This is a genomic window from Serratia sp. PGPR-27, assembly GCF_022678525.1.
GTDB lineage: Bacteria > Pseudomonadota > Gammaproteobacteria > Enterobacterales > Enterobacteriaceae > Serratia > Serratia nematodiphila.
Window position 1 is genome coordinate 1 of the sequence record NZ_JALBYS010000045.1, and the last position, 22,034, is coordinate 22,034.

Sequence of the window (22,034 nt, forward strand, 5' to 3'; positions counted from 1 at the left end):
AGCCGGTACACCGTCGGTTTGCCGTGTTCACGCTGCGGATGCGCCGGCAACAGATAGTGCGCGCTGACGTGTTCATCGGTCAGCGTTTTCAGCGATGAATGGAAATCTTCCGCCGTGTAGTGCATCACCAGAAAGCGAATGCGCCGATCGGCGCCCTGCGCCTGATGCAGCGTCTCGAGCTGGTAAGCGCCGCGATCGACGAGCGTGTCCTGCTGCGGATTTTGGCACCCAGCCAACAGCGCGGCGGCGATGATCCCTGGCCAAATTTTCACTTATCCTCCCTGTGGTTTGGTGATTTGATCTAACGTTAACGTTAAGCAATAGTCGCCACGGAAGCCACCCGCCGACAAAGTAAAAACGCCCCGGCGTGAGCCAGGGCGTTAAGGCATGGGATTAGCGGCTGACTTTCACCGCGGTGCCACTGACGGTCACCATCAGCATGCTGCCGTCTTTGCCAACGGTTTCATAATCGATATCAATGCCGACCACCGCGTTGGCGCCCAGCTCTTTCGCCTGATCTTCCAGTTCTTCGAACGCGATCAGGCGCGCCTTGCGCAGCTCTTTCTCGTAAGCGCCCGAACGGCCGCCGACGATATCGCGCACGCCAGCGAAGAAATCACGAAAAATGTTGGCGCCGAGAATCGCTTCGCCGGTGACGACGCCGCAGTATTCGGTGATGGTAAACCCTTCCAGGGTCGGGGTAGTTGAAAGCTGCATCAGAACTCCTTGTTTGATTAATTCAACGTATCTATGACCAGAAGATTGACATTATGTTCGCTTAATCAATGGCACGCAGTACGAATGCAAGGCCAAAAAACGCATTTATACTGTAAGCTATCGGTCTTCATGGTAGAGACTTTCACATAAGGTAATAAGATGAAAACAAAAACGATTGCGGCTGTTTTACCCTTAGCGCTGTTGCTGAGTGCCTGTACCACGGTGGAACCGGCATACAAGGATATCGGCACCCGCAGCGGCAGCTGTGTGGAAGGCGGCCCGGATACGGTCGCGCAAAAGTTCTATGACCTGCGCATCCAGCAGGGCGCCGGCCTGCCGGACAGCAACCGCCTGGCGCAGCTGCAGCCTTATCTGAGCAAAGTGCTGTATCAGGATCTGGTCAGCACTGCTCAAAACCCGGGCAAGCATCAGATTACCGGCGATCTGTTCTCCGGCAATGCGCAGGGGCCAAGCAGCGCATCCGTCGCCAGCGCCTCGACCATTCCCAACACCGATGCGAAGAACATCCCGCTGCGCGTTGACCTGAGCTACCAGAAAGACGCCAACAGCACCGTGAACTGGCAGGACGAAGTGCTAATGGTGCGCGAAGGCACCTGCTGGGTGGTTGATGATATTCGCTACCTGAATGTTCCAGCGCACGCCACCAACGGCAGCGTACGCCAGGTGCTGGAAAACCAGTAACCCGCTTCCCCCGGCCGACGCGGGCTGGCCGCGTCGGTCATCCCGCCGCCCGTCTACCGCTCGAATTTCGTCCAATAGAAAAAATTTCGCTACCGATCTCACAGCCTGCGCCACAAATCCCCTCCCTCGGCTTGAGTCGCGGTATCTTGTGCTAATCTTTTACCGTCCCGCCGCACACTCATAAATTTTAACGCACAAAGATTGCATAAGTATTCTGTGGAAGTTAACATTTGCGGCATCAATGTCTATTCAATTCTGGCGCATGAGTATTCAACTTAACGGTATCAATTGCTATTACGGCGCTCACCAGGCGCTGTTTGACATCACGCTGGAATGTCCAGCCGGGGAAACCCTGGTGCTGCTTGGCCCAAGCGGCGCCGGGAAAAGTTCATTGCTGCGGGTGCTGAACCTGCTGGAAATGCCGCGTTCGGGCCAACTGCAGATCGCCGGCAACCAATTCGACTTCAGGCAGGCGCCGGGCGAGAAAGCCATTCGCGAACTGCGCCAAAACGTCGGCATGGTGTTCCAGCAATACAACCTGTGGCCTCACCTCACCGTGGTTCAGAACCTGATCGAGGCACCTTGCCGCGTGCTGGGTCTGAACAAGGCTCAGGCGATGGAGCGCGCCGACAAGCTGCTCAAGCGTCTGCGCCTGACCGACTTCGCCGATCGCTTCCCGCTGCACCTTTCCGGTGGCCAGCAGCAGCGCGTGGCGATCGCCCGCGCCCTGATGATGGAGCCGCAGGTGTTGCTGTTCGATGAACCGACCGCAGCGCTGGATCCGGAAATCACCGCCCAGATCGTCAGCATCATTCGCGAACTGGCCGGCACCGGCATCACGCAGGTGATCGTCACCCACGAAGTGGAAGTGGCGCGCAAAACCGCCAGCCGCGTGGTGTACATGGAAAACGGCCACGTAGTGGAGCAAGGCGACAGCAGCCACTTCACGCAGCCGCGGACCACCGAGTTTGCTAATTACTTATCACACTAACAATTAACTTGCTGTAATTTGGGGAGTTTGCGATGAAAAAACTAATAATCGCCGCCGTTCTGGCCGGCATCAGCGTTTCCGCCTCCGCAGCCGAAACCATCCGTTTCGCTACCGAAGCCTCCTATCCTCCGTTTGAATTTATTGACGCCGGCAACAAGATTCAGGGTTTTGATGTCGATCTGGCCAACGCGCTGTGCAAAGAAATGCAGGCCGAGTGTACCTTCACCAACCAGGCGTTCGACAGCCTGATCCCAAGCCTGAAGTTCAAGCGTTTCGATGCGGTGATGGCCGGTATGGACATTACGCCGGAGCGTGAGAAGCAGGTGCTGTTCACCAAGCCTTACTACGATAACTCGGCGCTGTTCATCGCGCAGAAAGGAAAAATTGCCGACGTGGCGGCGCTGAAAGGCAAGAAAGTCGGCGTGCAAAACGGCACCACCCACCAGAAATACCTGACCGACAAGCACCCGGAAATCACCACCGTGCCTTACGACAGCTACCAGAACGCCATTTTGGATCTGAAGAACGGCCGCGTTGATGCGGTGTTCGGCGATACCGCGGTGGTCAACGAGTGGCTGAAGCAGAATGACGCGCTGGCGGCAGTGGGCGCCAAAGTGACCGACAAAGACTACTTCGGCACCGGCCTTGGCATCGCGGTGCGCCAGAAGAACACCGATCTGCAGGGCAAGTTCAACGCCGCTCTGGACAAGATCAAGCAGGATGGGACCTATGAAACCATCTACAAAAAATGGTTCCAGCAGTAATACGCCCAAATGAATGAATTACAACCTTTAGCAAGCGCCGCCGGCATGACCGTCGGCCTTGCCGTTTGCGCCCTGATCCTCGGGCTGATTCTGGCGATGCTGTTCGCCGTATGGGAATCGTCCCGCTGGAAAGCGGTCAGCTGGCTCGGCACCGCCTGGGTGACCGTGTTGCGCGGCCTGCCAGAAATCCTGGTGGTGCTGTTTATCTATTTCGGCTCGTCGCAGCTGCTGCTGATGCTCTCCGACGGCTTTACCCTCAACCTCGGTCTGTTCCAGCTGCCGATTCAGTTGGCGATCGACAATTTCGAAGTCAGCCCGTTCCTGTGCGGGGTGATCGCTCTGGCTCTGCTCTATTCCGCCTACGCCTCGCAGACGCTGCGCGGCGCGCTCAAAGCGGTGCCGCAGGGGCAGTGGGAATCCGGTCAGGCGCTTGGACTGAGTAAGGCGGCGATCTTCTTTCGCCTGATCATGCCGCAGATGTGGCGCCACGCCCTGCCCGGCCTCGGCAATCAGTGGCTGGTGCTGTTGAAAGACACCGCGCTGGTGTCGCTGATCAGCGTGAACGATCTGATGCTGCAAACCAAGAGCATCGCCACCCGCACCCAGGAGCCTTTTACCTGGTATGTGATCGCCGCGGCCATCTACCTGCTGGTGACGCTGTTCAGCCAATACGTCATCAAACGCATTGAGCTGCGCGCCACGCGCTTTGAGCGGGGGCCGGCCTGATGATTGAATATTTGCCGGAGATCCTCAAAGGGTTGCACACCAGCCTGACGCTGACCGTCGCCGCGCTGATCGTCGCGCTGGTGCTGTCGCTGCTGCTGACGGTGATCCTGACGCTGAAAACGCCGATCCTGACGCCGTTGGTCAAGGTTTATGTGACGCTGTTCACCGGCACGCCGCTGCTGGTGCAGATCTTCCTGATCTACTACGGCCCCGGCCAGTTCCCGGCGATCCGCGACTACCCTTGGCTGTGGAACCTGCTGTCGCAGCCCTGGCTGTGTGCGATGATAGCGCTGGCGCTGAACAGCGCGGCCTACACCACGCAGTTGTTCTACGGCGCGGTGCGTGCCATTCCCGCCGGGCAGTGGCAATCGTGCGAAGCGCTTGGCATGTCGCGCCGGCAGACGCTGCGCATTCTGCTGCCGTTCGCCTTCAAGCGCGCCCTGTCGTCTTACTCCAACGAAGTGGTGCTGGTGTTCAAAAGCACCTCGCTGGCCTATACCATCACGCTGATGGAAGTGATGGGCTACAGCCAGCTGATGTACGGCCGCACCTACGACGTGATGGTGTTCGGCGCCGCCGGCCTGGTGTACCTGTGCGTCAACGGCCTGCTGACGCTGCTGATGCGCCTGGTGGAGCGCCGCGCGCTGGCGTTTGAACGCCGCAACTGAGGCCGCCGCCCCCATGAGCCCCGCCATTGTGCGGGGCTTTTTTTACCCCTCAATGCAATACTTAATCATTTATATTGCATTTTAATTCACTCAATGGCAGGGTTAACAACAGGCATTCGCGCAAAAACCTCTGGCGATTACCAGTAAAAACAAACGATAGCGAATAATCACTTTCAGGATCCAGACAGGAGCTCTACGCATGAAAAAACTGCTGCTTGCCGCGACGATGTTGGCCGGGATGACCTTTAACGCCACCGCGGCCGAAACCATCCGCTTCGCCGCCTCCGCCACCTACCCACCGTTCGAATCGCTCGACGCCAACAACCAGATCGTCGGCTTCGATATCGATCTGGCCAACGCGCTGTGCAAGCAGATGCAGGCGCAGTGCACCTTCACCAACCAGGCGTTCGACAGCCTGATCGCCGCGCTGAAATTCAAGAAATACGATGCGGTGATTTCCGGCATGGATATCACGCCGGAGCGCAGCAAACAGGTCGCCTTTACCCAGCCTTACTACGCCAACTCGGCGATCGTGATCGCGCAAAAAGGCAAGTTCAGTTCGCTGGCGGATCTGAAAGGCAAAAAGCTCGGCATGGAAAACGGCACCACCCACCAGAAATACATGCAGGACAAGCACCCGGAGATTAACACCGTTTCTTACGACAGCTACCAGAACGCCATTCTGGAGCTGAAAAACGGCCGTATCGACGGCGTGTTCGGCGACACCGCCGTGGTGAACGAGTGGCTGAAAACCAACCCGCAGCTGGCGCCGGTGGGCGAGCACATCACCGATGCGCAATACTTCGGCACCGGTCTCGGCATCGCGGTGCGCCCGGACAACCAGGCGCTGCTGGCCAAGCTGAACGCCGCGCTGGACGCCATCAAGGCCGACGGCACCTACAAGGCCATCAACGACAAGTGGTTCCCGCAGTAAGCAATAAGGCCCGGATAACCGGGCCTTATGTTTTATAAACGCCGCACCAGCAGCGTCAGCACTTCGTAGTGCGAGGTATGCGGGAACATGTCGAACAGCTGCACCCGTTCGATGTGATACCCCGGCAACATCTCGATATCTTTCGCCATGCTCTCGGCGTTGCAGCTCGAATACAGAATATAGTCCGGCGCCATCCGGCTCAAATAGTCGCACAGCGCCTGACCGATGCCACGGCGCGGCGGGTTGACCAACACCAGCTGCGGCACCTGGCCTTCGGCGATGGCGAAGCGGGTGGAATCGAGCGCCTGAAAATCTACCTGCAACAACCCTAACCGCTGCGCCGACTGGCGCGCGCAGGCGATCGCCTCCGCGCTGATTTCGATGCCGGTCAATCGCGTCTGCGGCTGCGCGCAGTGCAGGCCGAAACCGCCGACGCCGCAGAACAGATCCCACATGCTGTCGATACCCAGCGCGCGCACCCAGTCGCGGGCGGTGGCATACAGAGCGGCGGCCACCTGCGGGTTGGTCTGAAAGAAGCTTTGCGGGCGGATGAACAGCGGCACCTGATTGAACTGTTCCTCCAGCGCCTGCTGTTCGGTCAGCGCGATCTCGCGCTCCCCTTCCATGATCGCCATATGCACCGGTTGAATATTGGCGGAGATCACCCTGAGCTGCGGCAGCTGCTGCTGCAGCCACGGCAGCGCGGCGCGCAGCTGCGCCAGTTTGGTTTCCGAGCGCAGCACGAAACGCAGCATCACGCCGCCGTCGAGCGTGCTTTCGGTCAGCAGCAGGTATTTCAGCTCGCCGCGTTTGCGCGCTACGTTATACGGCGTCAGACCGGCGCGGGCGATAAAGCTTTTCAGCACCGCAAACATCGGCGCAAAACCGGCGGGGTACAGCGGGCAGTCGCTCAGATCGACCGGCGTGCCGTCGCGGTGCAGCATGCCGAGCAGCGGTCGCTCCACGCTGCCGCTGACCACCATCTTGGCTTTATTGCGAAATGCGCTCAGTTCCCCCGCCACCGGCTGCAGCCACTGCGCGACGTCGCGCCCGGCCAGCAGCGATTGCAGGTGATGCTGTTTGTCGGCCAGTTGCTGCGGATAGGGCTTTTCCAGCCACTGACAGGAACGGCAGGTGCCCGCCGTATACAAAGCGCAATGCATGAAGATTACCGTGAAGTTCAGGATGACGAATTAAAGGCGCAGAGTTTACCACTCCGCGCGCCTAAAATCTCACTTGCGCGCGGTGAAGAAGCGGCGGCTGGCGGCAGGAACGAACAGCAACGCCAGGATCACCACGTCGGGGATCTTTTGCAGGATCAGAACGTGCAAGATTTGGCCGCTGGTTTCCCCCTCCACGGTGAACACCTCTGGGAAGACGCTGCCGATGGTGGCCAACAGCAGGTAAAGCACCACGATGCACTGGCAGGCCACATAGCCCCAGCGCCCCCAATTGCGGCCGCGCATCACCGCAAAGCCGCAGCTGATTTGCAGGCACAGCAGCATCAGGCCGGCCAGAAAGATAAAGGTGGAATCCCACGCCTGCGCGCTGGTGTTGACGAACTCCTGCGCGCCGTCGACGCCCAGCTCACCCAGCAGCAGCAGCACGCTGATACACTTGATCGCCACCATGGCGGTGCCCGCCACCATCACCGGCACCGGCGCATCCGACGTCGATCCCATTCCCTGCCCGCTTTTCAGCATGTCTGACATATCCGTGTTCCGCTACGACGCGCCACCTATACAGGTGGCACATGTAAAGTCAGGTAGTTAGTTGCAATACTTATTGATTGCAAAAATAGCAGGTTTGTTACGATTCAGCTACGGGTCGCCCGCTGCAATTCACGCGATCGTTGTTTTTCCGAGCGCGCCATAAACCACCAGGCGATCAGGCCGAGGATGCCCACCACCAGCAGGATCAGGCTGGCCAACGCGTTAATTTCCGGGTTTACCCCCATGCGCACGCTGGAGAACACCAGCATCGGCAGCGTGGTGGCGCCCGGGCCGGAGACGAAGCTGGCGATCACCAGGTCATCCAGCGACAGGGTAAACGCCAGCATCCAGCCGGAGATCAGCGCCGGCGCAATCATCGGCAAGGTGATGACGAAGAACACCTTCAGCGGCGGCGCCCCCAGATCCATTGCCGCCTCTTCAATCGAGCGATCCACCTCGCGCAGACGCGAACTGATGACCACCGCCACATAAGCGGTACAGAAGGTGACATGCGCCAGCCAGATAGTGAACATGCCACGTTCCGACGGCCAGCCGAAGGCATGCCCCATCGCCACGAACAGCAGCAGCAGCGACAGGCCGGTGATCACGTCCGGCATCACCAGCGGCGCGGTCAGCATAAACGCGAAGCCGGTCGAACCGCGAAAGCGGCCGAATCGCACCATCACCACGGCGGCGATGGCCCCCAGTACCACCGCGGCGGTGGCGGAGGCGGCGGCGATGGTCAGGCTGAGCCCCACCGCGCTGATCATCGCCGAATCGTGGAACAGTTCGCTATACCAGCGCGTGGACCAGCCGGCCCACACCGTCACCAGCTTGGAGCTGTTGAAGGAATAGATCACCAGCATCAGCATCGGCGCATACAGGAAGGTAAAGCCGACAGTCAGGATGGCGATGCGCCACGGTGAACGCACTACCGGCAAGTTGTTCATTCCTGCCCCCCTATTTCCTTGTTCTGGTGTTTGTGGAACCACAAAATTGGCACGATCAGCAACAGCAGCATGATGGTGGCGACCGCCGAGGCCACCGGCCAGTCGCGGTTATTGAAGAACTCCTGCCATAGCACGCGGCCGATCATGATGCTGTCCGGCCCGCCGAGCAGTTCCGGGATCACGAACTCCCCCACTGCCGGAATGAACACCAGCATCGAACCGGCGATGATGCCGCCGCGCGTCAGCGGCACGATCACGCTGAAGAAGGTTTTCAGCGGCCGGGCGCCCAGATCCAGCGACGCCTCCACCAGCGAGTAATCCAGCCGGATCAGCGCCGTGTAAATCGGCAGCACCATAAACGGCAGATAGGAATAAACGATGCCGATATACACCGCCAGGTTGGTGTGCAGGATCACCAGAGGTTGATCGATCACCCCTAGCCACATCAGAAAGTTATTCAGCGTGCCGTTGTTTTTCAGGATCCCCATCCAGGCGTAGACGCGGATCAGGAACGAAGTCCAGGAAGGCAGGATCACCAGCAACAGCAGAATGTTGCGGGTCGACGCCTTGCTGTGCGCCACCGCCCAGGCCAACGGATAGCCGATGATCAGGCAACACAGCGTCGAGACCGCCGCCACGCGCAGCGACTGCAGGTAGGCATCGATATACAACGGATCGTCGGTCAGCTGCAGATAGTTGGCGAAGTTGAGCGCAATGTTCAGCTTGCCGTCCACCCAGCTCATCAGCTCGGTGTAGGGCGGCACCGCCAACGCCAGCTCCGCCAGGCTGATCTTGAACACGATCAGGAACGGCAGCATAAACAGCAGCGTCAGCCATAAATACGGCAATGCGATCACCAGCTTGCGGCCGTGAGCCATCAGCAGGCGATGGAACAGGACCTTGAGGGTGGAGGGCGTTTTGGCCGGCGGTTCCGGCGTACGTTCAGAAAGCAGGGTCATACGGGTTACTCCTCACCGGCTCCACTACACTGTCAACACGACGCAGCTGTCGGTTTCCCAGCACAGACGCACTTCATCGCCCCAGGTGGGCATCCCCTTGCGGAAACGATGGCCGTTTTGCAGCTGGGCGCTGATGATCTGCCCGCTGTGCAGCTTCACGTGGTAGATGGACAGATCGCCCAGGTAGGAAATGTGCGCCACTTCCCCCACCGCGAAGTTGCAGCCGTCTTCCGGCACTTGTTCGCACAGCAGGATCTTTTCCGGCCGCAGCGCCACCTGGATCGGCACGCCATCCACCACCGAGGCATCCGGATCCACCTTGATCGCATGGCGCAACCCGGGGCTTTGCAGGATCAGCGCATCGTCGTGGCGCTCTTGCAGCACGCAGTCGAAGACGTTGACCGAACCGATAAACTCTGCGCTGAAGCGGCTGTTCGGATGCTCGTAGATCTCTTCCGGCTCGCCGATCTGCACGAACTTGCCGCGGTTCATGATGGCGATACGCCCCGCCATGGTCATCGCCTCCTCCTGATCGTGCGTCACCATCACGCAGGTCACGCCGACGCGCTCGAGAATGTCGGTCACTTCCAGCTGCATGCGATCGCGCAGCTTCTTGTCCAGCGCGCCCATCGGTTCATCCAGCAGCAGCAACTTCGGCCGCTTGGCCAAGCTGCGTGCCAATGCCACCCGCTGCCGCTGGCCGCCGGAAAGCTGGTGCGGTTTGCGTTTGGCGTACTCCTGCATGTGCACCAGCGCCAGCATTTCCGCCACCCGTTCGGCGATCTCCGCCCGCGGCATTTTGTCCTGCTTCAGGCCGAACGCGATGTTTTGCTCCACGGTCATGTGCGGGAACAGCGCGTACGACTGAAACATCATGTTGATCGGCCGCTGGTACGGCGGCACATGCGACATATCCTGCCCGTCGAGCACGATCTGCCCTTCCGTCGGCTGTTCAAAGCCGGCCAGCATGCGCAGCAAGGTGGACTTGCCGCAGCCGGACGGGCCAAGCAGCGCAAAGATCTCGCCCTTGTAGATGGTGAGGCTGACGTCTTCGACCGCATTCTGCCCGTCGAAGGTTTTGGTGAGGTTACGGATTTCCAGCAGAGGGGTGAAGACCTTCTGCGACTTGGCTTGAGGACGAGGGATGGCGTCGTTCAATCGGGGTGCTCTCCGGCGTAAAGCGGCACAAAACCACGGCGAGCGCCGTGGCCCAAAACGGCAATGCAGGCGGGGAGCGCCCGCCTGCCGGTTTACCGACGATGGGGGGATCCCCCCCATCATCACTTCCCGCTTTTAACTTTAGTCCATGCGCGGGTAATGACACGGTCCAGCTTCGGCGACTGCACGTTGAGCGTGAACAGCTTGGCGCGCAGATCGGCCGGCGGATAGACGTTCGGGTTCTCGCGCACTTCGGCGTTCACCAGCGGCGTGGAGTCTTTCACCGCATTGGCGTAATAGACATAGTTGCTGATGCCCGCCATCACGTCAGGTTTCATCAGGAAGTTCAGGAACTGGTACGCGGCGTCTTTGTTCTTGGCGTCCGCCGGCATGGCGAACATGTCAAAGTAGGTCAGCGCTCCCTCTTTCGGGATCGCGTAGGCTACGTTCACGCCGTTCTTCGCCTCTTTGGCGCGGTTGGCCGCCTGCATCACGTCGCCGGACCAGCCGATCGCCACGCAGATATCACCGTTAGCCAGGTCGTTGATGTACTGAGAAGAGTGGAAGTAACGAATGTTCGGCCGCAGTTTCAGCAGCAGATCGTTGGCCGCGCCGGTGTAGTCCGCCGCATTGGTGCTGTTGGGATCCTTGCCCAGGTAGTGCAGCACGGTGGCGTAAACCTCGCTCGGCGCATCGAGGAAGGAGACGCCGCAGCTTTTCAGCTTCTCGAGGTTTTCCGGCTTGAGGATCAGATCCCAACTGTCGACAGGCGCGTCTTTGCCCAATGCCGCCTTCACCTTGTCGACGTTATAGCCGATGCCGGTGGTCACCATCAGGTATGGGATGCCGTATTTGTTGTCTTTATCGTTGTGTGCAACCAGCTTCAGCATCTCGGGATCGAGATTCTTGTAGTTGGGCATTTTGCTCTTGTCGAGCGGTTCGAAGATGCCGGCCTGCGACTGGCGTTCGAGGAAGTTGGATGAAGGAACCACCAGATCATAACCGGTGCTGCCCGCCATCAGTTTGCCTTCCAACACTTCGTTGGAGTCAAAGACGTCGTACACCACTTTGATACCGGTTTCTTTCTGGAATTTGGCCAGGGTATCCGGCGCGATATAGTCGGACCAGTTATACACGTGCAGCGTTTTCTCTTCGGCTGACGCCGTGACGGACGCGGCCATCAACAGACCGGCAACCACACCCGATAACCACTTTTTACGTTGGGTGACCATCCGTAACTTCCTCCAAAACAGGGTAAATCATAGAATTGAACTTGTATCTGCAGCGATACAAAACCTTTCCTGATTGAGCGCAATCGTTGCAACCGCGAACTGAATGGCTATGCATATGATTGCATGCGCCTTTTTGCACTGCCCTGCTCGCGTGGTTACAAGGGAAATCGCAAGCCCTTTGCAGAATCAGCAGCATAGCCGCTGCCATCGCAACCCGCCAGCCCCCAGGGTAAAAAACGCCATTTATCGATTTTTTATGCAATTTTTCTCTATGTGATACGGCATTAATGGCGTAAAAGCCGAGAAAGATCGGGCGGCAGAGGCCTAAGTGCAGAATATTTAATTGCGGAGGGGAGTCACGGCAGCATGCCGCCGGAGCGACGGCATGCTTAAGGTACAGCGAGGATCAGTGCAGCATCGGCTGACGCACGGCGCCAGCGGGGATCTCTTCTTCGTCACCCATAAACAGCAGATCGTTCGCCCGCGCCTCGAGGATCACCATCGAGACCTGCTCTTCGCCCTGCTGCATGAAGTGGGTGAACTGCTCGTAGGTGATGCCGACCGCCACGCTCAGCGACTGGCAGACGATCAGCTTCGGCAGGTTGTCGTCCTGAATGTCGACAAACGCCTTGATGGTCAGCGAGCTGGCGTTGATCTGGCTCAGGTCCGCCACCAGCGGGATCAGCGCGGTCGGCTTCACCTCGGCCAGCGCGGAGAACAGGATGACGTTATCCACCAGATCTATCTTGGCGTCGAACACGCCGTCGAAGTTCTGCATGTGCGGCAGGTGCAGCGCCTGGCAGGAATCGCACTCAAAGAAAGAAATGCCCGACTGATCCAGCCAGCGCCGCAACAGCGCCAAATCGGGGACAATGAGTGAATCCATAATAACCAGCCTCACAATATTCAAAACGCGAAAAGGCGCATAGCTTACGGAATATTCACCCGATACGCCACGATCAATGCGGCTTAATTCACTAATTAAGATATTGCTCGGCGGGAAAAGCGCAACGCGCGTACCGTCAGCCGCCCGATTTCAGGCGGAACCCCGGCCGGCCGCGCTGCTCGATGTATTCGATCATCATGCCGGCAATGTCCAGCCCGGTAGTGGTTTCCACCCCTTCCAGCCCCGGTGAGGCGTTGACCTCCATCACCAGCGGGCCGCGCTCGGCGCGCAGGATATCCACCCCGGCCACGTCCAGCCCCAGCGTGTTCGCCGCTTTGACCGCAATCGCCCGCTCCCTGGCGGTGATGGTCACTTTGCGGGCGGTGCCGCCACGGTGCAGGTTGGAACGAAACTCGCCGGGCCTGGCCTGCCGCTCGATGGCGGCCACCACTCGGCCCCCCACCACCAGACAGCGCACATCGCACCCCTGCGCCTCGCGCACGTACTCCTGCACCAGGATGTGGGCGTTCAGGCCGCGAAAGGCGTCGATCACGCTTTCCGCCGCCTGACGGGTTTCCGCCAGCACCACGCCGATGCCCTGCGTGCCTTCCACCAGTTTGACCACCAGCGGCGCGCCGCCGACCAGCTCGATCAGATCGCCGGTGTCGTCCGGCGAATGGGCAAAACCGGTGATCGGCAGATCGATGCCCTGCCGCGCCAGCAGCTGCAGCGAACGCAGCTTGTCGCGGGCGCGGGTAATGGCCACGGATTCGTTGAGGGGGTAGCTGCCGAGCAGCTCGAACTGGCGCAGCACCGCCGTGCCGTAAAAGGTAATGGCAGAGCCGATGCGCGGGATCACCGCATCGTAACGTTCCAGCTGACGGCCGCGATAATGAATGGTCGGCGCCGCCGGATTGATGTTCATATAGCAGGAGAGCGGATCGATGATATCGATACTGTGCCCGCGATCTTCCGCCGCTTCACGCAGCCGCTTACATGAATAGAGCGATCCGTCGCGAGAAAGAATGGCAATTTTCACTCGTCACCCCAAAAGCCAACGCCTGCCCGGCAGGCGAGTTAGCGGCCGCGGCACTCAGGCGCGCGGATCGCGATCCTGATTATCTTTCGATGCGTCTGCATCTTGCGGTTTGCGGCGATCGTTTTCTGGCGGCAAGCCGCCGCGCATCAGTGGCCCGAAGCCCTGCACCACGCGCCATACCAGAAACGCCGCCGCCGGCACCATCAGCGCCACGCCGAGGAAAATCATGCCGACCGCCGCCTGCTGCGACGCCAGCCAACCCGGCAGTTGCAGGTGGCCGTGAATGCTGAGGTAGGCCAGCACCAGCATCACGATGCCCAGCCCTTCCAACACCAGCACCGGGCGCGGTAAGTCACCGAATGAACGCATATTTTTCCTCTCCAGAAGGTCTGCCCCCAGTGTAGTGAATTCCCGCCGACGGCGACAGCCCCGGCAGACTAATTGGTTACATGAATCAGATTAACAGGTAATTCCTGCTTTTTTTTCACCGCCTCAACGGGCATAGTAGGCGCCATCTGACGCAGGTAATGACTTTTTCGGTGACGGGATGTCGTTGCAATCGCGAATAATTTATCGAAAATCCAATTAAGGAGCGTTGCATGTTTGCAGTAATCTTCGGGCGTCCTGGCTGTCCTTATTGTGTCCGCGCTAAAGAACTGGCGGAAAAACTGACTGAAGAACGCGACGATTTCAACTTCCGTTACGTTGACATCCACGCGGAAGGCATCACCAAGGCCGATCTGGAAAAAACCGTCGGCAAACCGGTTGAAACCGTGCCGCAGATCTTCCTGGATGAGAAGCACATCGGTGGCTGCACCGATTTCGAAGCTTACGCTAAAGAACACCTGAACCTGTTCCAGTAAGTTTTTGAACGGCAAAAAGGCGCTTAATGCGCCTTTTTTTATTGCCGCTGCCGCCGGTGCAACTGCTGGAGCGTGTGCAACAAACCGAGGGCGAACAGCATCAGCATCGCGCCGAACACGCACCAGAACACCGCGCTGGTGGCGTAAGCCAGTTCCTGCCAAAACGACGAGGACGGCGTCAGCCAGAAGTGGCGGATCAGCAGGCACAGCGGCAATGCATACAGCGCGCCAAGCAACGGGCAAAGCAGCCGCTTGCGGCTCGACAGATAGCTGGCGATCGCGCCGGGGATCACAAACAGCAGCAGACCGGTTTCACCGTGGTGCTCATGATCCGTGCTGCCGAACAGGCCGGTTTGCTGGCCGAGAAACACCAGGCTGAACAACAGAAAACAGCTGAGAATGCCCAGCCAATATCTATAACTCGTCATGCGAATTCTCCCCCGCCCAATTACCGCATCAATAGAAATCGGCCTGGTCACCCGTGCGGTGACGCTGAACCGAATTTTTTCCTTGGTCAAAAGAGAGTTAAATGCGCACGGCGGCGCAGGAAATCAGCTTTCTGTGCTGGCTGTCATCGGTCATAGCGTCTAGAATGAACGCCGCCGAACGATGGTTCGCTTCGCCTTACGCTGGTGGTGATTTATGATGTCGTTTTAAGGCTGAATTTATCTCTTATAGTTATCTATATCAAGCACTTACTGGTAAACAATAAGTTATCCTCCGTGAACATAAACGTCGCTAGTTTGTTAAACGGTAACTACATTCTGTTACTGTTCGTGGTACTCGCACTGGGGCTGTGCCTCGGTAAACTCCGTCTGGGCTCCGTCCAACTCGGTAATTCCATTGGCGTTTTAGTGGTTTCTCTGCTGCTCGGCCAGCAACACTTCGCCATTAACACCGAGGCGCTGAATCTCGGCTTCATGCTGTTTATTTTCTGCGTCGGGGTGGAAGCCGGGCCTAACTTTTTCTCGATTTTCTTCCGCGACGGCAAGAATTACCTGATGCTGGCGCTGGTGATGGTCGGTTCGGCCATGGTGATCGCCATCGGCCTCGGCAAGCTGTTCCACTGGGACATCGGCCTGACCGCCGGCATGCTGGCCGGCTCGATGACCTCGACGCCGGTGCTGGTGGGCGCCGGCGATACGCTGCGCAACACCATCGTCAACGGCCCGGCGCTGCTGGCGGCGCAGGATCATCTGAGCCTTGGCTATGCCCTTACCTACCTGATCGGTCTGGTCAGCCTGATTTTCGGCGCGCGCTACCTGCCAAAACTGCAGCACCAGGATCTGTCCACCTCCGCCCAGCAAATCGCTCGCGAACGCGGCCTGGACACCGACAGCCAGCGCAAGGTCTACCTGCCGGTGATCCGCGCCTACCGCGTCGGCCCCGAGCTGGTGGCCTGGGCCGACGGCAAGAACCTGCGCGAGCTGGGCATCTACCGCCAGACCGGCTGCTACATCGAACGCATCCGCCGCAACGGCATTCTGGCCAACCCGGACGGTGACGCGGTGCTGCAGGTGGGCGACGAGATCTCGCTGGTCGGTTATCCGGACGCCCACGCGCGGCTGGATCCGAGCTTCCGCAACGGTAAGGAAGTGTTCGACCGCGATCTGCTCGACATGCGCATCGTGACCGAAGAGATCGTAGTGAAGAACAGCAACGCGGTGAACAAACGCCTGAGCCAGCTGAAGCTGACCGACCACGGCTGCTTCCTCAACCGCGTGATCCGCAGCCAGATCGAAATGCCGATCGACGACAGCATCGTGCTCAACAAAGGCGACGTGCTGCAGGTGAGCGGCGACGCGCGCCGGGTGAAGAGCGTGGCGGAGAAGATTGGCTTTATCTCGATTCACAGCCAGGTGACCGATCTGCTGGCGTTCTGCGCCTTCTTCATCATCGGCCTGCTGATCGGCCAGATCACCATTCAGTTCAGCAACTTCTCGTTCGGCATCGGCAACGCCGCCGGCCTGCTGATGTCCGGCATCATGCTCGGCTTCCTGCGCGCCAACCACCCGACCTTCGGCTACATTCCGCAGGGCGCGCTGAACATGGTGAAAGAGTTCGGTCTGATGGTGTTTATGGCGGGCGTGGGCCTGAGCGCCGGCGCGGGCATCGGCCACAGCCTGGGCGCGGTCGGCGGCCAGATGCTGATCGCCGGGCTGATCGTCAGCCTGGTGCCGGTGATTATCTGCTTCCTGTTCGGCGCCTACGTGCTGCGCATGAACCGCGCCCTGCTGTTCGGCGCCATCATGGGCGCCCGCACCTGCGCGCCGGCGATGGAGATCATCAGCGATACCGCGCGCAGCAACATCCCGGCGTTGGGCTACGCCGGTACCTACGCCATCGCTAACGTGCTGTTAACGCTGGCGGGTTCGCTCATCGTAGTGCTATGGCCGGGCATACTCGGCTGATCGATTAGCGGGAGAGATGGATCGGCGATAAAAATATTTTGATTTTTTTGTCGCCGGCCAGAACTTTCGTTGGGGGCCGCAGTCTGAATTAGTGCCACTGCTTTTCTTTGATGTCCCCATTTTGTGGAGCCCGATAATCCCGCCTTTTAGGTTCAAGATTATCGGGTTTTTTGTTGCCTGCACTCCACCGCCCGCGGGACCACCATCAGATGGCAGCAACACCTCAACTGACGGCGTACAGCGCCGCGTCCGCTCCTTCCTGAAACATCGTTTCTCTTAACGTTTAGTGTCGGGCGGTCGGCTATCAGACAATGATTTCCCAAGGTTTGATTTCAGAAGGAATGAGAGCGGAGTAACTGTATTAATTGGCAAGTGGGGCTGAACTCAACAACGGCCTTATCAATATCTTAATATCAAAAAAAGCAAGACACCTACGGTGCCTTGCTTTTCTTTTTACATTAGCAAGCGCCAAAAAGAACGACAGAGAACAGAACGGAACCGTTCAGATAAATAGTGGCCTTCAATCCCGTAGGAATAAAGGAACCACAGGTCTCTGCGCACACTTTAAGCTGCCCACCAATGGGAATTGGAATCGGCGAAGAAACGCAAAAGTCACCGTAGATAGGAATGGTAAAACAAATTTGGTTGTTTGCAGGGTTATAACTGGCCCCAACGCAAACCGAAAGTTTAAGCGCCAACACGCCCTGCTGCTTAAGGTCTACAGGTACCGGCGCCGGTGTTTTTTGCGAAAATCCAACCGCAGTAAAATCAGCAACATGTTCATTTTGACCGTGCGGATCTTGTTCATTGCATTTACAATCAGCCATTGGAATATCCTCGTAAGTTTTTTTAGATATTAATTAGCGAACAATGTAATTGCCGTGGAGCTAATTACATTGATGAATCTAGCAGCACAGTAATTAATTTCCATTCCTTCGCCATTAAATAAAATCAATAAAACAACAATAAAATGATTAATAAGAATATTTTTATTTATGTAACCAACACGGTTTGTTATTGCCGAAATAATTGCAATTCACAATAATATAATCAGGGATGAAGGGAGATAAAAAATGAGGATATTGCGAGTGAGAATTAAAAAAATGCCCTTAAACCAAGGATGTTAACCTTGTTAGCTTGAGTCAATTTCCATTTTCCCTCTGTCGGTTGAAAAATTTTGGCTAAGCGCCCGGCTTTCCTACCTGAAAATAAAAAACCGCCTGAAGAGCCGCATATCATCGCAAAATGCTCTTCAAACGGTTTTGTACAAGATCATGTATTCATAGCGCTAATCGCGGATTACTTTGATTCAGCCTGGCTTACGGTGTCTTCGGCTTTCCAGATGCGGTATTTCACTTCCGCGTCTTTCGGCGCATACACCACGATCGGCAGGCGGCTGTTGTAACGCTGCATCGCGGCGTCGCCCAGGTTAGCGGCGATGAATTTCTTGGTCTTGGTGTTATCCGGGCAGGCCATCATGGTCGAGGCCGGCTCGGACAGCTTCTCCAGCACCAGGTAGTCGTACCCCCAGCCGGACAGGGTTTTAGTCTCCAGGGTGCCGCCAATCATATGGCGGTTGCAGTCCACTTCCAGCGTCTTGCCGATCAGCAGCTCTACCTTATAGTTCTCTTCGTGCTCTTGCTTCGGCAGGTAGATCACCTGGCGGTTCATGCCCTTCTCGGCTTTCGGGTAAGGCGCGACCTTTTCCAGCGGCTGTTTGCTGATATCCGCGTCATCGCCAGAGGTGGCCGCCATGGCGCTGGCGGAAACGGCCATCAGCAGGCCGGAAAATACAACGGATGCCTTGTTCATGTTTTATCCCTACACTTTTTGTCAAATAATCCGCCTATAAACTAATACACTACCGCCAAGCTCGCCACAGGTTTAATCTTCTTTACAATAGGCTATAAATAGTGACAATCGCTTGGCATTTCCCGTTAACCGGAGCAATACCCCAGAAAAAAACCGCCGATTAAGACGAGAAAAAAAAGTGATGACCTGCGCACAACCGGGTGTATCAGATAGGGTTTTCTTACCGCCGGACTAAGGTTTTCTTAAGACAGAATTACTACAGTGGCGCTATTCAATACTGTCACCGAGCCTGCGCGTGAATCCACAATCGTCATTAAATCAATCCTCAACGGCACAGCAAATTAAGACAACCGCCCTTTACTCCCTGCCGACATCCTTTTACCGTTGGCAAGTTTTTGGCCTGCTGATCAGCGGTTTGGTGTTCCTGTGGCTCTCCCGCAACGAACAGCTGGACTGGGCGATCAGCAACTATTGGTACGATGCCGCCAGCGGGCATTTCCCGTGGCAAAACAATTACTGGCTGGATCTGATCAATCACCGTCTGTTGAAGCAGATAGTGATCGTGGGAGCGGTGCTTACGCTGTTTTGGGGCATCTATCGCCGCAGCGCGCGCCTGATTGTCAGCATGCTGCTTCTCGGCATCGGCCCGCTGGTGGTGGGCATTCTCAAGGCCACCAGCGCGCACTCCTGTCCGTGGGATCTGATCGAGTACGGCGGCAAGGCGATGTCCTTCCCGTTGTTCGGCGCGGTACCGGCGCTGCCGGGCCCCGGTCGCTGTTTCCCCGGCGGGCACGCCTCGAGCGGTTTCGCGGTCATGGCGTTGTTTTTCCTGTTTTATCCGCAGCGCCCGCGCCTGGCCTGGTGCTGCTGGTGCGGCGGTATTGCGCTCGGCATGTTGATGGGCTTTGGTCAGATCATGCGCGGCGCACATTTTCTTACCCATAACCTGTGGGCAGGTTGGTGGGTTTGGTTAAGCCAGTTGGCAATTTATTGGATAGTTAGCGGCTATTGGCGCCGCAAGACGAGGTAACGGTTATGGAGCAGTTAAACCATGTTCTTTTCGCCTGGATCAATGCGACCCCGGCATCTCCCGAATGGATGATCGATTTCGCCACCTTTCTGGCGCGCGATCTTATCATTATCGTGCCGCTGCTGATCGTCGGCCTGTGGCTGTGGGGGCCGCGCAGCCAACTGGTTTCGCAGCGCGAAGTGGTGGCGAAAACCACGATCGCGCTGCTGTTCGCCATGCTTGCCGCCTCCGCTATCGGCGCGCTGCTGCCGCATGAGCGCCCGTTCGTCGCCGGCGTGGGTTATACCTTCCTGGCGCACGTGCCGGACAGTTCGTTCCCCAGCGATCACGGCACCGCCATCTTTACCTTTGCGCTGGCGTTCCTGTTCTGGCACCGGGTCTGGTCCGGCGCGCTGCTGATGATTGTCGCCGTCGGCATCGCCTGGTCACGCGTTTACCTCGGCGTGCACTGGCCGCTGGATATGGTCGGCGGTTTCCTGCTCGGCCTGGTCGGCTGTCTGTTCGCTCAGCTGGTATGGAATCTGTTCGGCGATGTCCTCGCCGACAGGCTGTCGCGTCTGTATCGCTTTCTGTTTGCCTTCGCCATTCGCCGCGGCTGGGTGAAAGAATAACCGCATAACATGACAGGGGCGTTACCGCCCCTGCTTTCACACCACGCCGGTGGTCACGCAAAATGCCCGCGTTTTTCCCGCTCCCAGCATCACTCCCGCCTCCCCTTCCGGCGCATTAGGCCGGCAGTTTGCCGGCTGGATAAAAGCAAGCAGCCGCCTGTTGCCCTGGACAGCGATGCGCCGCAGGCCATAGTTGAATTGCCCGGTGGCAAAACGCGTCACATAGCGGCGGCCTTGCGGCGCCAGCATAAAGAACTCGGCCTGATCCACGTAGCGCGTCAGATCGTCGGAGCACAGCAGTTCCTGCCCGAGCGCCTCTCCCAACAGCGCCGGCGTCGGCAGGTTCTGGCGGAACACCGCGTCGGGAATGCAATCGTAGTTGAGGCGGCACACATAGCGCAGCGGCTGCGGCCGATCGGCCAGGTTGGTAACCTTCATCTCTATGGCGAACTGCGCGCTCTGGGCCGCCAGACGCAGCGCCGGGCCGATGCGCCAACGCCCGCCCAGCCGCTCGCCTTCACCGTGCAACGTCAGCTCATCGCCCGCCAGCTGCAGCCACACGCGTTGCATCTGGAGCGGCGCGCCGTCGTGACTCGGCCAGGCGGGACAGAACGCGGCGTCGTCAGCGCGCTTTCTTCCGGCGCCCCGCACGCTGCGGCGGCCCGATTTCAGCGAATGACCGTCAAACTCGGCGTCCCAGATCGCGAGGCCCTGATACGGCAAAACCGTCAGCGCGCCACGGCAGTTCGCCAGCGTCAGCATCGGCCCGCGTTCTGCGCAGCGATGCGCGCTCACCGCGAAATCCGCGTTGCGGAACAGTTCCTGCCGATACGTCCCGAAAGCTTCAGGAGCCAGGTCGATGTTGATCTTCATCTTTTTTCCCTCGACGTTTCGCCCGCGCAGGCCGCGAGCGGCCGCTGAAAATGTTATTTAAATAACAAACAACCCTCCTCTAAGTTATACATATAACAGTGAAGTAACTATGATCTCGTCGACATTTTTCAAATCCCGCTAGGTTTACCGACATTGAAATGTTATTATTTTCACATCACCTATCCATGCTCTTTTCTCAACTTCACTAAGGAACCGCGATGACCACCGAAAACATCGATTACGCCAGCTATGTTGACCACACCCTGCTGGCCATGGACGCCACCGAAATGCAGATCGCCAAACTGTGCGAAGAAGCGCAGCAGCACAACTTCTATGCGGTATGCGTCAACTCCGGCTACGTGCCGCTGGCGGCCCAGCTGCTGCAGGAAAGCACGGTGAAAGTCTGCTCGGTGATCGGTTTCCCGCTGGGCGCCGGCCTGACCGTCGCCAAAGCCTTTGAAGCCAAAGCGGCGATCGCCGCCGGCGCGCAAGAGATCGACATGGTGATCAACGTCGGCTGGCTGAAGAGCGGCCTGCTGGACGAAGTGAAAGCCGACATCGCCGCCGTGCGCGAGGTTTGCGCGGCGATCCCGTTGAAGGTAATATTGGAAACCTGCCTGCTCAGCGATGCGCAGATCGTCCAGGTTTGTGAAATGTGTCGCGAACTCGATGTCGCCTTCGTGAAAACCTCCACCGGCTTCAGCACCGGCGGCGCTCGGGAAGAGCACGTCAAACTGATGCGCGAGACCGTGGGCAGCGAAATGGGCGTGAAAGCTTCCGGCGCCGTGCGCGATCGCGCCACCGCCGAGAAGATGATCAACGCCGGCGCCACGCGTATCGGCACCAGCTCCGGCGTCGCCATCGTCTCCGGCGCTCAGGCGGCAGCGGGCAGCTACTGATCGTCGGCATGCCCTGAGGGGCATAGCCAATACACTCCGATGCGGGACAATACGGGCGGTTGATGCGGCCCGATATTGCCCCGCATCGTTCTGTTTA

Annotated in this window: 25 protein-coding genes and 1 pseudogene; 11 read left to right on the forward strand and 15 right to left on the reverse strand. The window is 58.2% G+C overall.

The features are described 5' to 3' along the window. Positions 1-272 (reverse strand): annotated as a pseudogene (locus MMS95_RS20510) (N-acetylmuramoyl-L-alanine amidase); the annotation flags it as partial. Between the two features lie 121 nt (positions 273-393). Then, positions 394-717, reverse strand: a complete 324-nt coding sequence (locus tag MMS95_RS20515) for a heavy metal-binding domain-containing protein (protein ID WP_004928400.1) — start codon at positions 715-717, stop codon at positions 394-396. A gap of 159 nt (positions 718-876) precedes the next feature. Between MMS95_RS20515 and MMS95_RS20520 the strand changes: the two genes are divergently transcribed. The 6 genes from MMS95_RS20520 (at position 877) to artJ (MMS95_RS20545) (ending at position 5,502) form a co-directional block, all read left to right on the forward strand. Beyond that, positions 877-1,419, forward strand: a complete 543-nt coding sequence (locus MMS95_RS20520; protein ID WP_015377301.1) for a lipoprotein — start codon at positions 877-879, stop codon at positions 1,417-1,419. Positions 1,420-1,681: 262 nt separating this feature from the next. Further along, positions 1,682-2,410 (forward strand): arginine ABC transporter ATP-binding protein ArtP, encoded by a 729-nt coding sequence (gene artP, locus MMS95_RS20525; RefSeq protein ID WP_099982712.1) that lies wholly within the window; start codon positions 1,682-1,684, stop codon positions 2,408-2,410. A 32-nt stretch (positions 2,411-2,442) separates the two neighbouring features. Beyond that, positions 2,443-3,174 (forward strand): arginine ABC transporter substrate-binding protein, encoded by a 732-nt coding sequence (gene artJ / locus MMS95_RS20530; protein WP_004928409.1) that lies wholly within the window; start codon positions 2,443-2,445, stop codon positions 3,172-3,174. Between the two features lie 9 nt (positions 3,175-3,183). After that, positions 3,184-3,900: an arginine ABC transporter permease ArtQ gene (gene artQ, locus MMS95_RS20535; RefSeq protein WP_004928413.1), complete on the forward strand. Its 717-nt coding sequence runs from the start codon at positions 3,184-3,186 to the stop codon at positions 3,898-3,900. After that, positions 3,900-4,568: an arginine ABC transporter permease ArtM gene (artM, locus tag MMS95_RS20540; protein ID WP_004928418.1), complete on the forward strand. Its 669-nt coding sequence runs from the start codon at positions 3,900-3,902 to the stop codon at positions 4,566-4,568. The genes artQ and artM overlap by 1 nt, the downstream gene beginning before the upstream one ends. 199 nt (positions 4,569-4,767) lie before the next feature. Next, the gene (gene artJ, locus MMS95_RS20545; RefSeq protein ID WP_015377297.1) at positions 4,768-5,502 is read left to right on the forward strand and encodes an arginine ABC transporter substrate-binding protein; all 735 of its coding nucleotides are present in this window, start codon (positions 4,768-4,770) and stop codon (positions 5,500-5,502) included. Positions 5,503-5,534: 32 nt separating this feature from the next. Here the strand turns inward: artJ (MMS95_RS20545) and rlmC are convergent, their stop codons facing one another. The 9 genes from rlmC to MMS95_RS20590 form a co-directional block, all read right to left on the reverse strand. Next, positions 5,535-6,665: a 23S rRNA (uracil(747)-C(5))-methyltransferase RlmC gene (gene rlmC / locus MMS95_RS20550; protein WP_156865417.1), complete on the reverse strand. Its 1,131-nt coding sequence runs from the start codon at positions 6,663-6,665 to the stop codon at positions 5,535-5,537. Between the two features lie 69 nt (positions 6,666-6,734). Next, entirely contained in the window at positions 6,735-7,214 is a 480-nt protein-coding gene (locus MMS95_RS20555) for a YbjO family protein (RefSeq protein WP_048322681.1), read from the reverse strand. 104 nt (positions 7,215-7,318) lie between these two features. Continuing rightward, positions 7,319-8,164, reverse strand: a complete 846-nt coding sequence (potI, locus tag MMS95_RS20560; protein WP_103085734.1) for a putrescine ABC transporter permease PotI — start codon at positions 8,162-8,164, stop codon at positions 7,319-7,321. Then, the gene (gene potH / locus MMS95_RS20565; RefSeq protein ID WP_242142191.1) at positions 8,161-9,123 is read right to left on the reverse strand and encodes a putrescine ABC transporter permease PotH; all 963 of its coding nucleotides are present in this window, start codon (positions 9,121-9,123) and stop codon (positions 8,161-8,163) included. The genes potI and potH overlap by 4 nt, the downstream gene beginning before the upstream one ends. Before the next feature lie 24 nt (positions 9,124-9,147). Further along, complete coding sequence (gene potG / locus MMS95_RS20570) at positions 9,148-10,281, reverse strand: putrescine ABC transporter ATP-binding subunit PotG (protein WP_004938650.1); 1,134 nt, start codon at positions 10,279-10,281, stop codon at positions 9,148-9,150. A gap of 122 nt (positions 10,282-10,403) precedes the next feature. Then, positions 10,404-11,513, reverse strand: a complete 1,110-nt coding sequence (gene potF, locus MMS95_RS20575; RefSeq protein ID WP_021504361.1) for a spermidine/putrescine ABC transporter substrate-binding protein PotF — start codon at positions 11,511-11,513, stop codon at positions 10,404-10,406. Positions 11,514-11,919: 406 nt separating this feature from the next. After that, the gene (locus MMS95_RS20580; RefSeq protein ID WP_004938666.1) at positions 11,920-12,399 is read right to left on the reverse strand and encodes a YbjN domain-containing protein; all 480 of its coding nucleotides are present in this window, start codon (positions 12,397-12,399) and stop codon (positions 11,920-11,922) included. Positions 12,400-12,535: 136 nt separating this feature from the next. Next, positions 12,536-13,438, reverse strand: coding sequence for a 30S ribosomal protein S6--L-glutamate ligase (gene rimK / locus MMS95_RS20585; protein WP_166729764.1), 903 nt, complete (start codon positions 13,436-13,438; stop codon positions 12,536-12,538). A 54-nt stretch (positions 13,439-13,492) separates the two neighbouring features. Then, complete coding sequence (locus tag MMS95_RS20590; protein WP_015377290.1) at positions 13,493-13,807, reverse strand: YbjC family protein; 315 nt, start codon at positions 13,805-13,807, stop codon at positions 13,493-13,495. A gap of 230 nt (positions 13,808-14,037) precedes the next feature. Here MMS95_RS20590 and MMS95_RS20595 point away from each other — a divergent pair, with 230 nt between their 5' ends. Next, the gene (locus MMS95_RS20595) at positions 14,038-14,301 is read left to right on the forward strand and encodes a GrxA family glutaredoxin (RefSeq protein WP_004938676.1); all 264 of its coding nucleotides are present in this window, start codon (positions 14,038-14,040) and stop codon (positions 14,299-14,301) included. Between the two features lie 38 nt (positions 14,302-14,339). Here MMS95_RS20595 and MMS95_RS20600 read toward each other — a convergent pair whose 3' ends face one another. After that, on the reverse strand, positions 14,340-14,729 hold the full coding sequence (locus MMS95_RS20600; protein ID WP_015377289.1) for an inner membrane protein YbjM: 390 nt from the start codon (positions 14,727-14,729) through the stop codon (positions 14,340-14,342). Positions 14,730-15,023: 294 nt separating this feature from the next. Between MMS95_RS20600 and MMS95_RS20605 the strand changes: the two genes are divergently transcribed. Next, the gene (locus MMS95_RS20605; RefSeq protein ID WP_004938680.1) at positions 15,024-16,712 is read left to right on the forward strand and encodes an aspartate:alanine antiporter; all 1,689 of its coding nucleotides are present in this window, start codon (positions 15,024-15,026) and stop codon (positions 16,710-16,712) included. A 458-nt stretch (positions 16,713-17,170) separates the two neighbouring features. On the opposite strand, the gene MMS95_RS20610 is transcribed toward MMS95_RS20605, so the two are convergent. Continuing rightward, the gene (locus MMS95_RS20610) at positions 17,171-17,539 is read right to left on the reverse strand and encodes a hypothetical protein (RefSeq protein WP_072010115.1); all 369 of its coding nucleotides are present in this window, start codon (positions 17,537-17,539) and stop codon (positions 17,171-17,173) included. Positions 17,540-18,011: 472 nt separating this feature from the next. Continuing rightward, positions 18,012-18,524 (reverse strand): serine protease inhibitor ecotin, encoded by a 513-nt coding sequence (gene eco, locus MMS95_RS20615; protein ID WP_015377287.1) that lies wholly within the window; start codon positions 18,522-18,524, stop codon positions 18,012-18,014. 295 nt (positions 18,525-18,819) lie between these two features. Between eco and MMS95_RS20620 the strand changes: the two genes are divergently transcribed. Together MMS95_RS20620 and ybjG are read left to right on the forward strand one after the other, a co-directional pair. After that, on the forward strand, positions 18,820-19,554 hold the full coding sequence (locus MMS95_RS20620; RefSeq protein WP_103085741.1) for a phosphatase PAP2 family protein: 735 nt from the start codon (positions 18,820-18,822) through the stop codon (positions 19,552-19,554). A gap of 5 nt (positions 19,555-19,559) precedes the next feature. Then, entirely contained in the window at positions 19,560-20,165 is a 606-nt protein-coding gene (ybjG, locus tag MMS95_RS20625) for an undecaprenyl-diphosphate phosphatase (RefSeq protein ID WP_015377285.1), read from the forward strand. Positions 20,166-20,201: 36 nt separating this feature from the next. On the opposite strand, the gene MMS95_RS20630 is transcribed toward ybjG, so the two are convergent. Then, positions 20,202-21,038 carry a hypothetical protein gene (locus tag MMS95_RS20630; RefSeq protein ID WP_015377284.1) on the reverse strand — a complete coding sequence of 279 codons (837 nt, stop codon included), beginning with the start codon at positions 21,036-21,038 and terminating at the stop codon, positions 20,202-20,204. A 218-nt stretch (positions 21,039-21,256) separates the two neighbouring features. On the opposite strand from MMS95_RS20630, the gene deoC reads away from it, so the two are divergent. Continuing rightward, a complete protein-coding gene (deoC, locus tag MMS95_RS20635) occupies positions 21,257-21,937 on the forward strand; it encodes a deoxyribose-phosphate aldolase (protein WP_004938693.1) in 681 nt (226 codons plus the stop codon). The last annotated feature ends 97 nt before the right edge of the window (positions 21,938-22,034 follow it).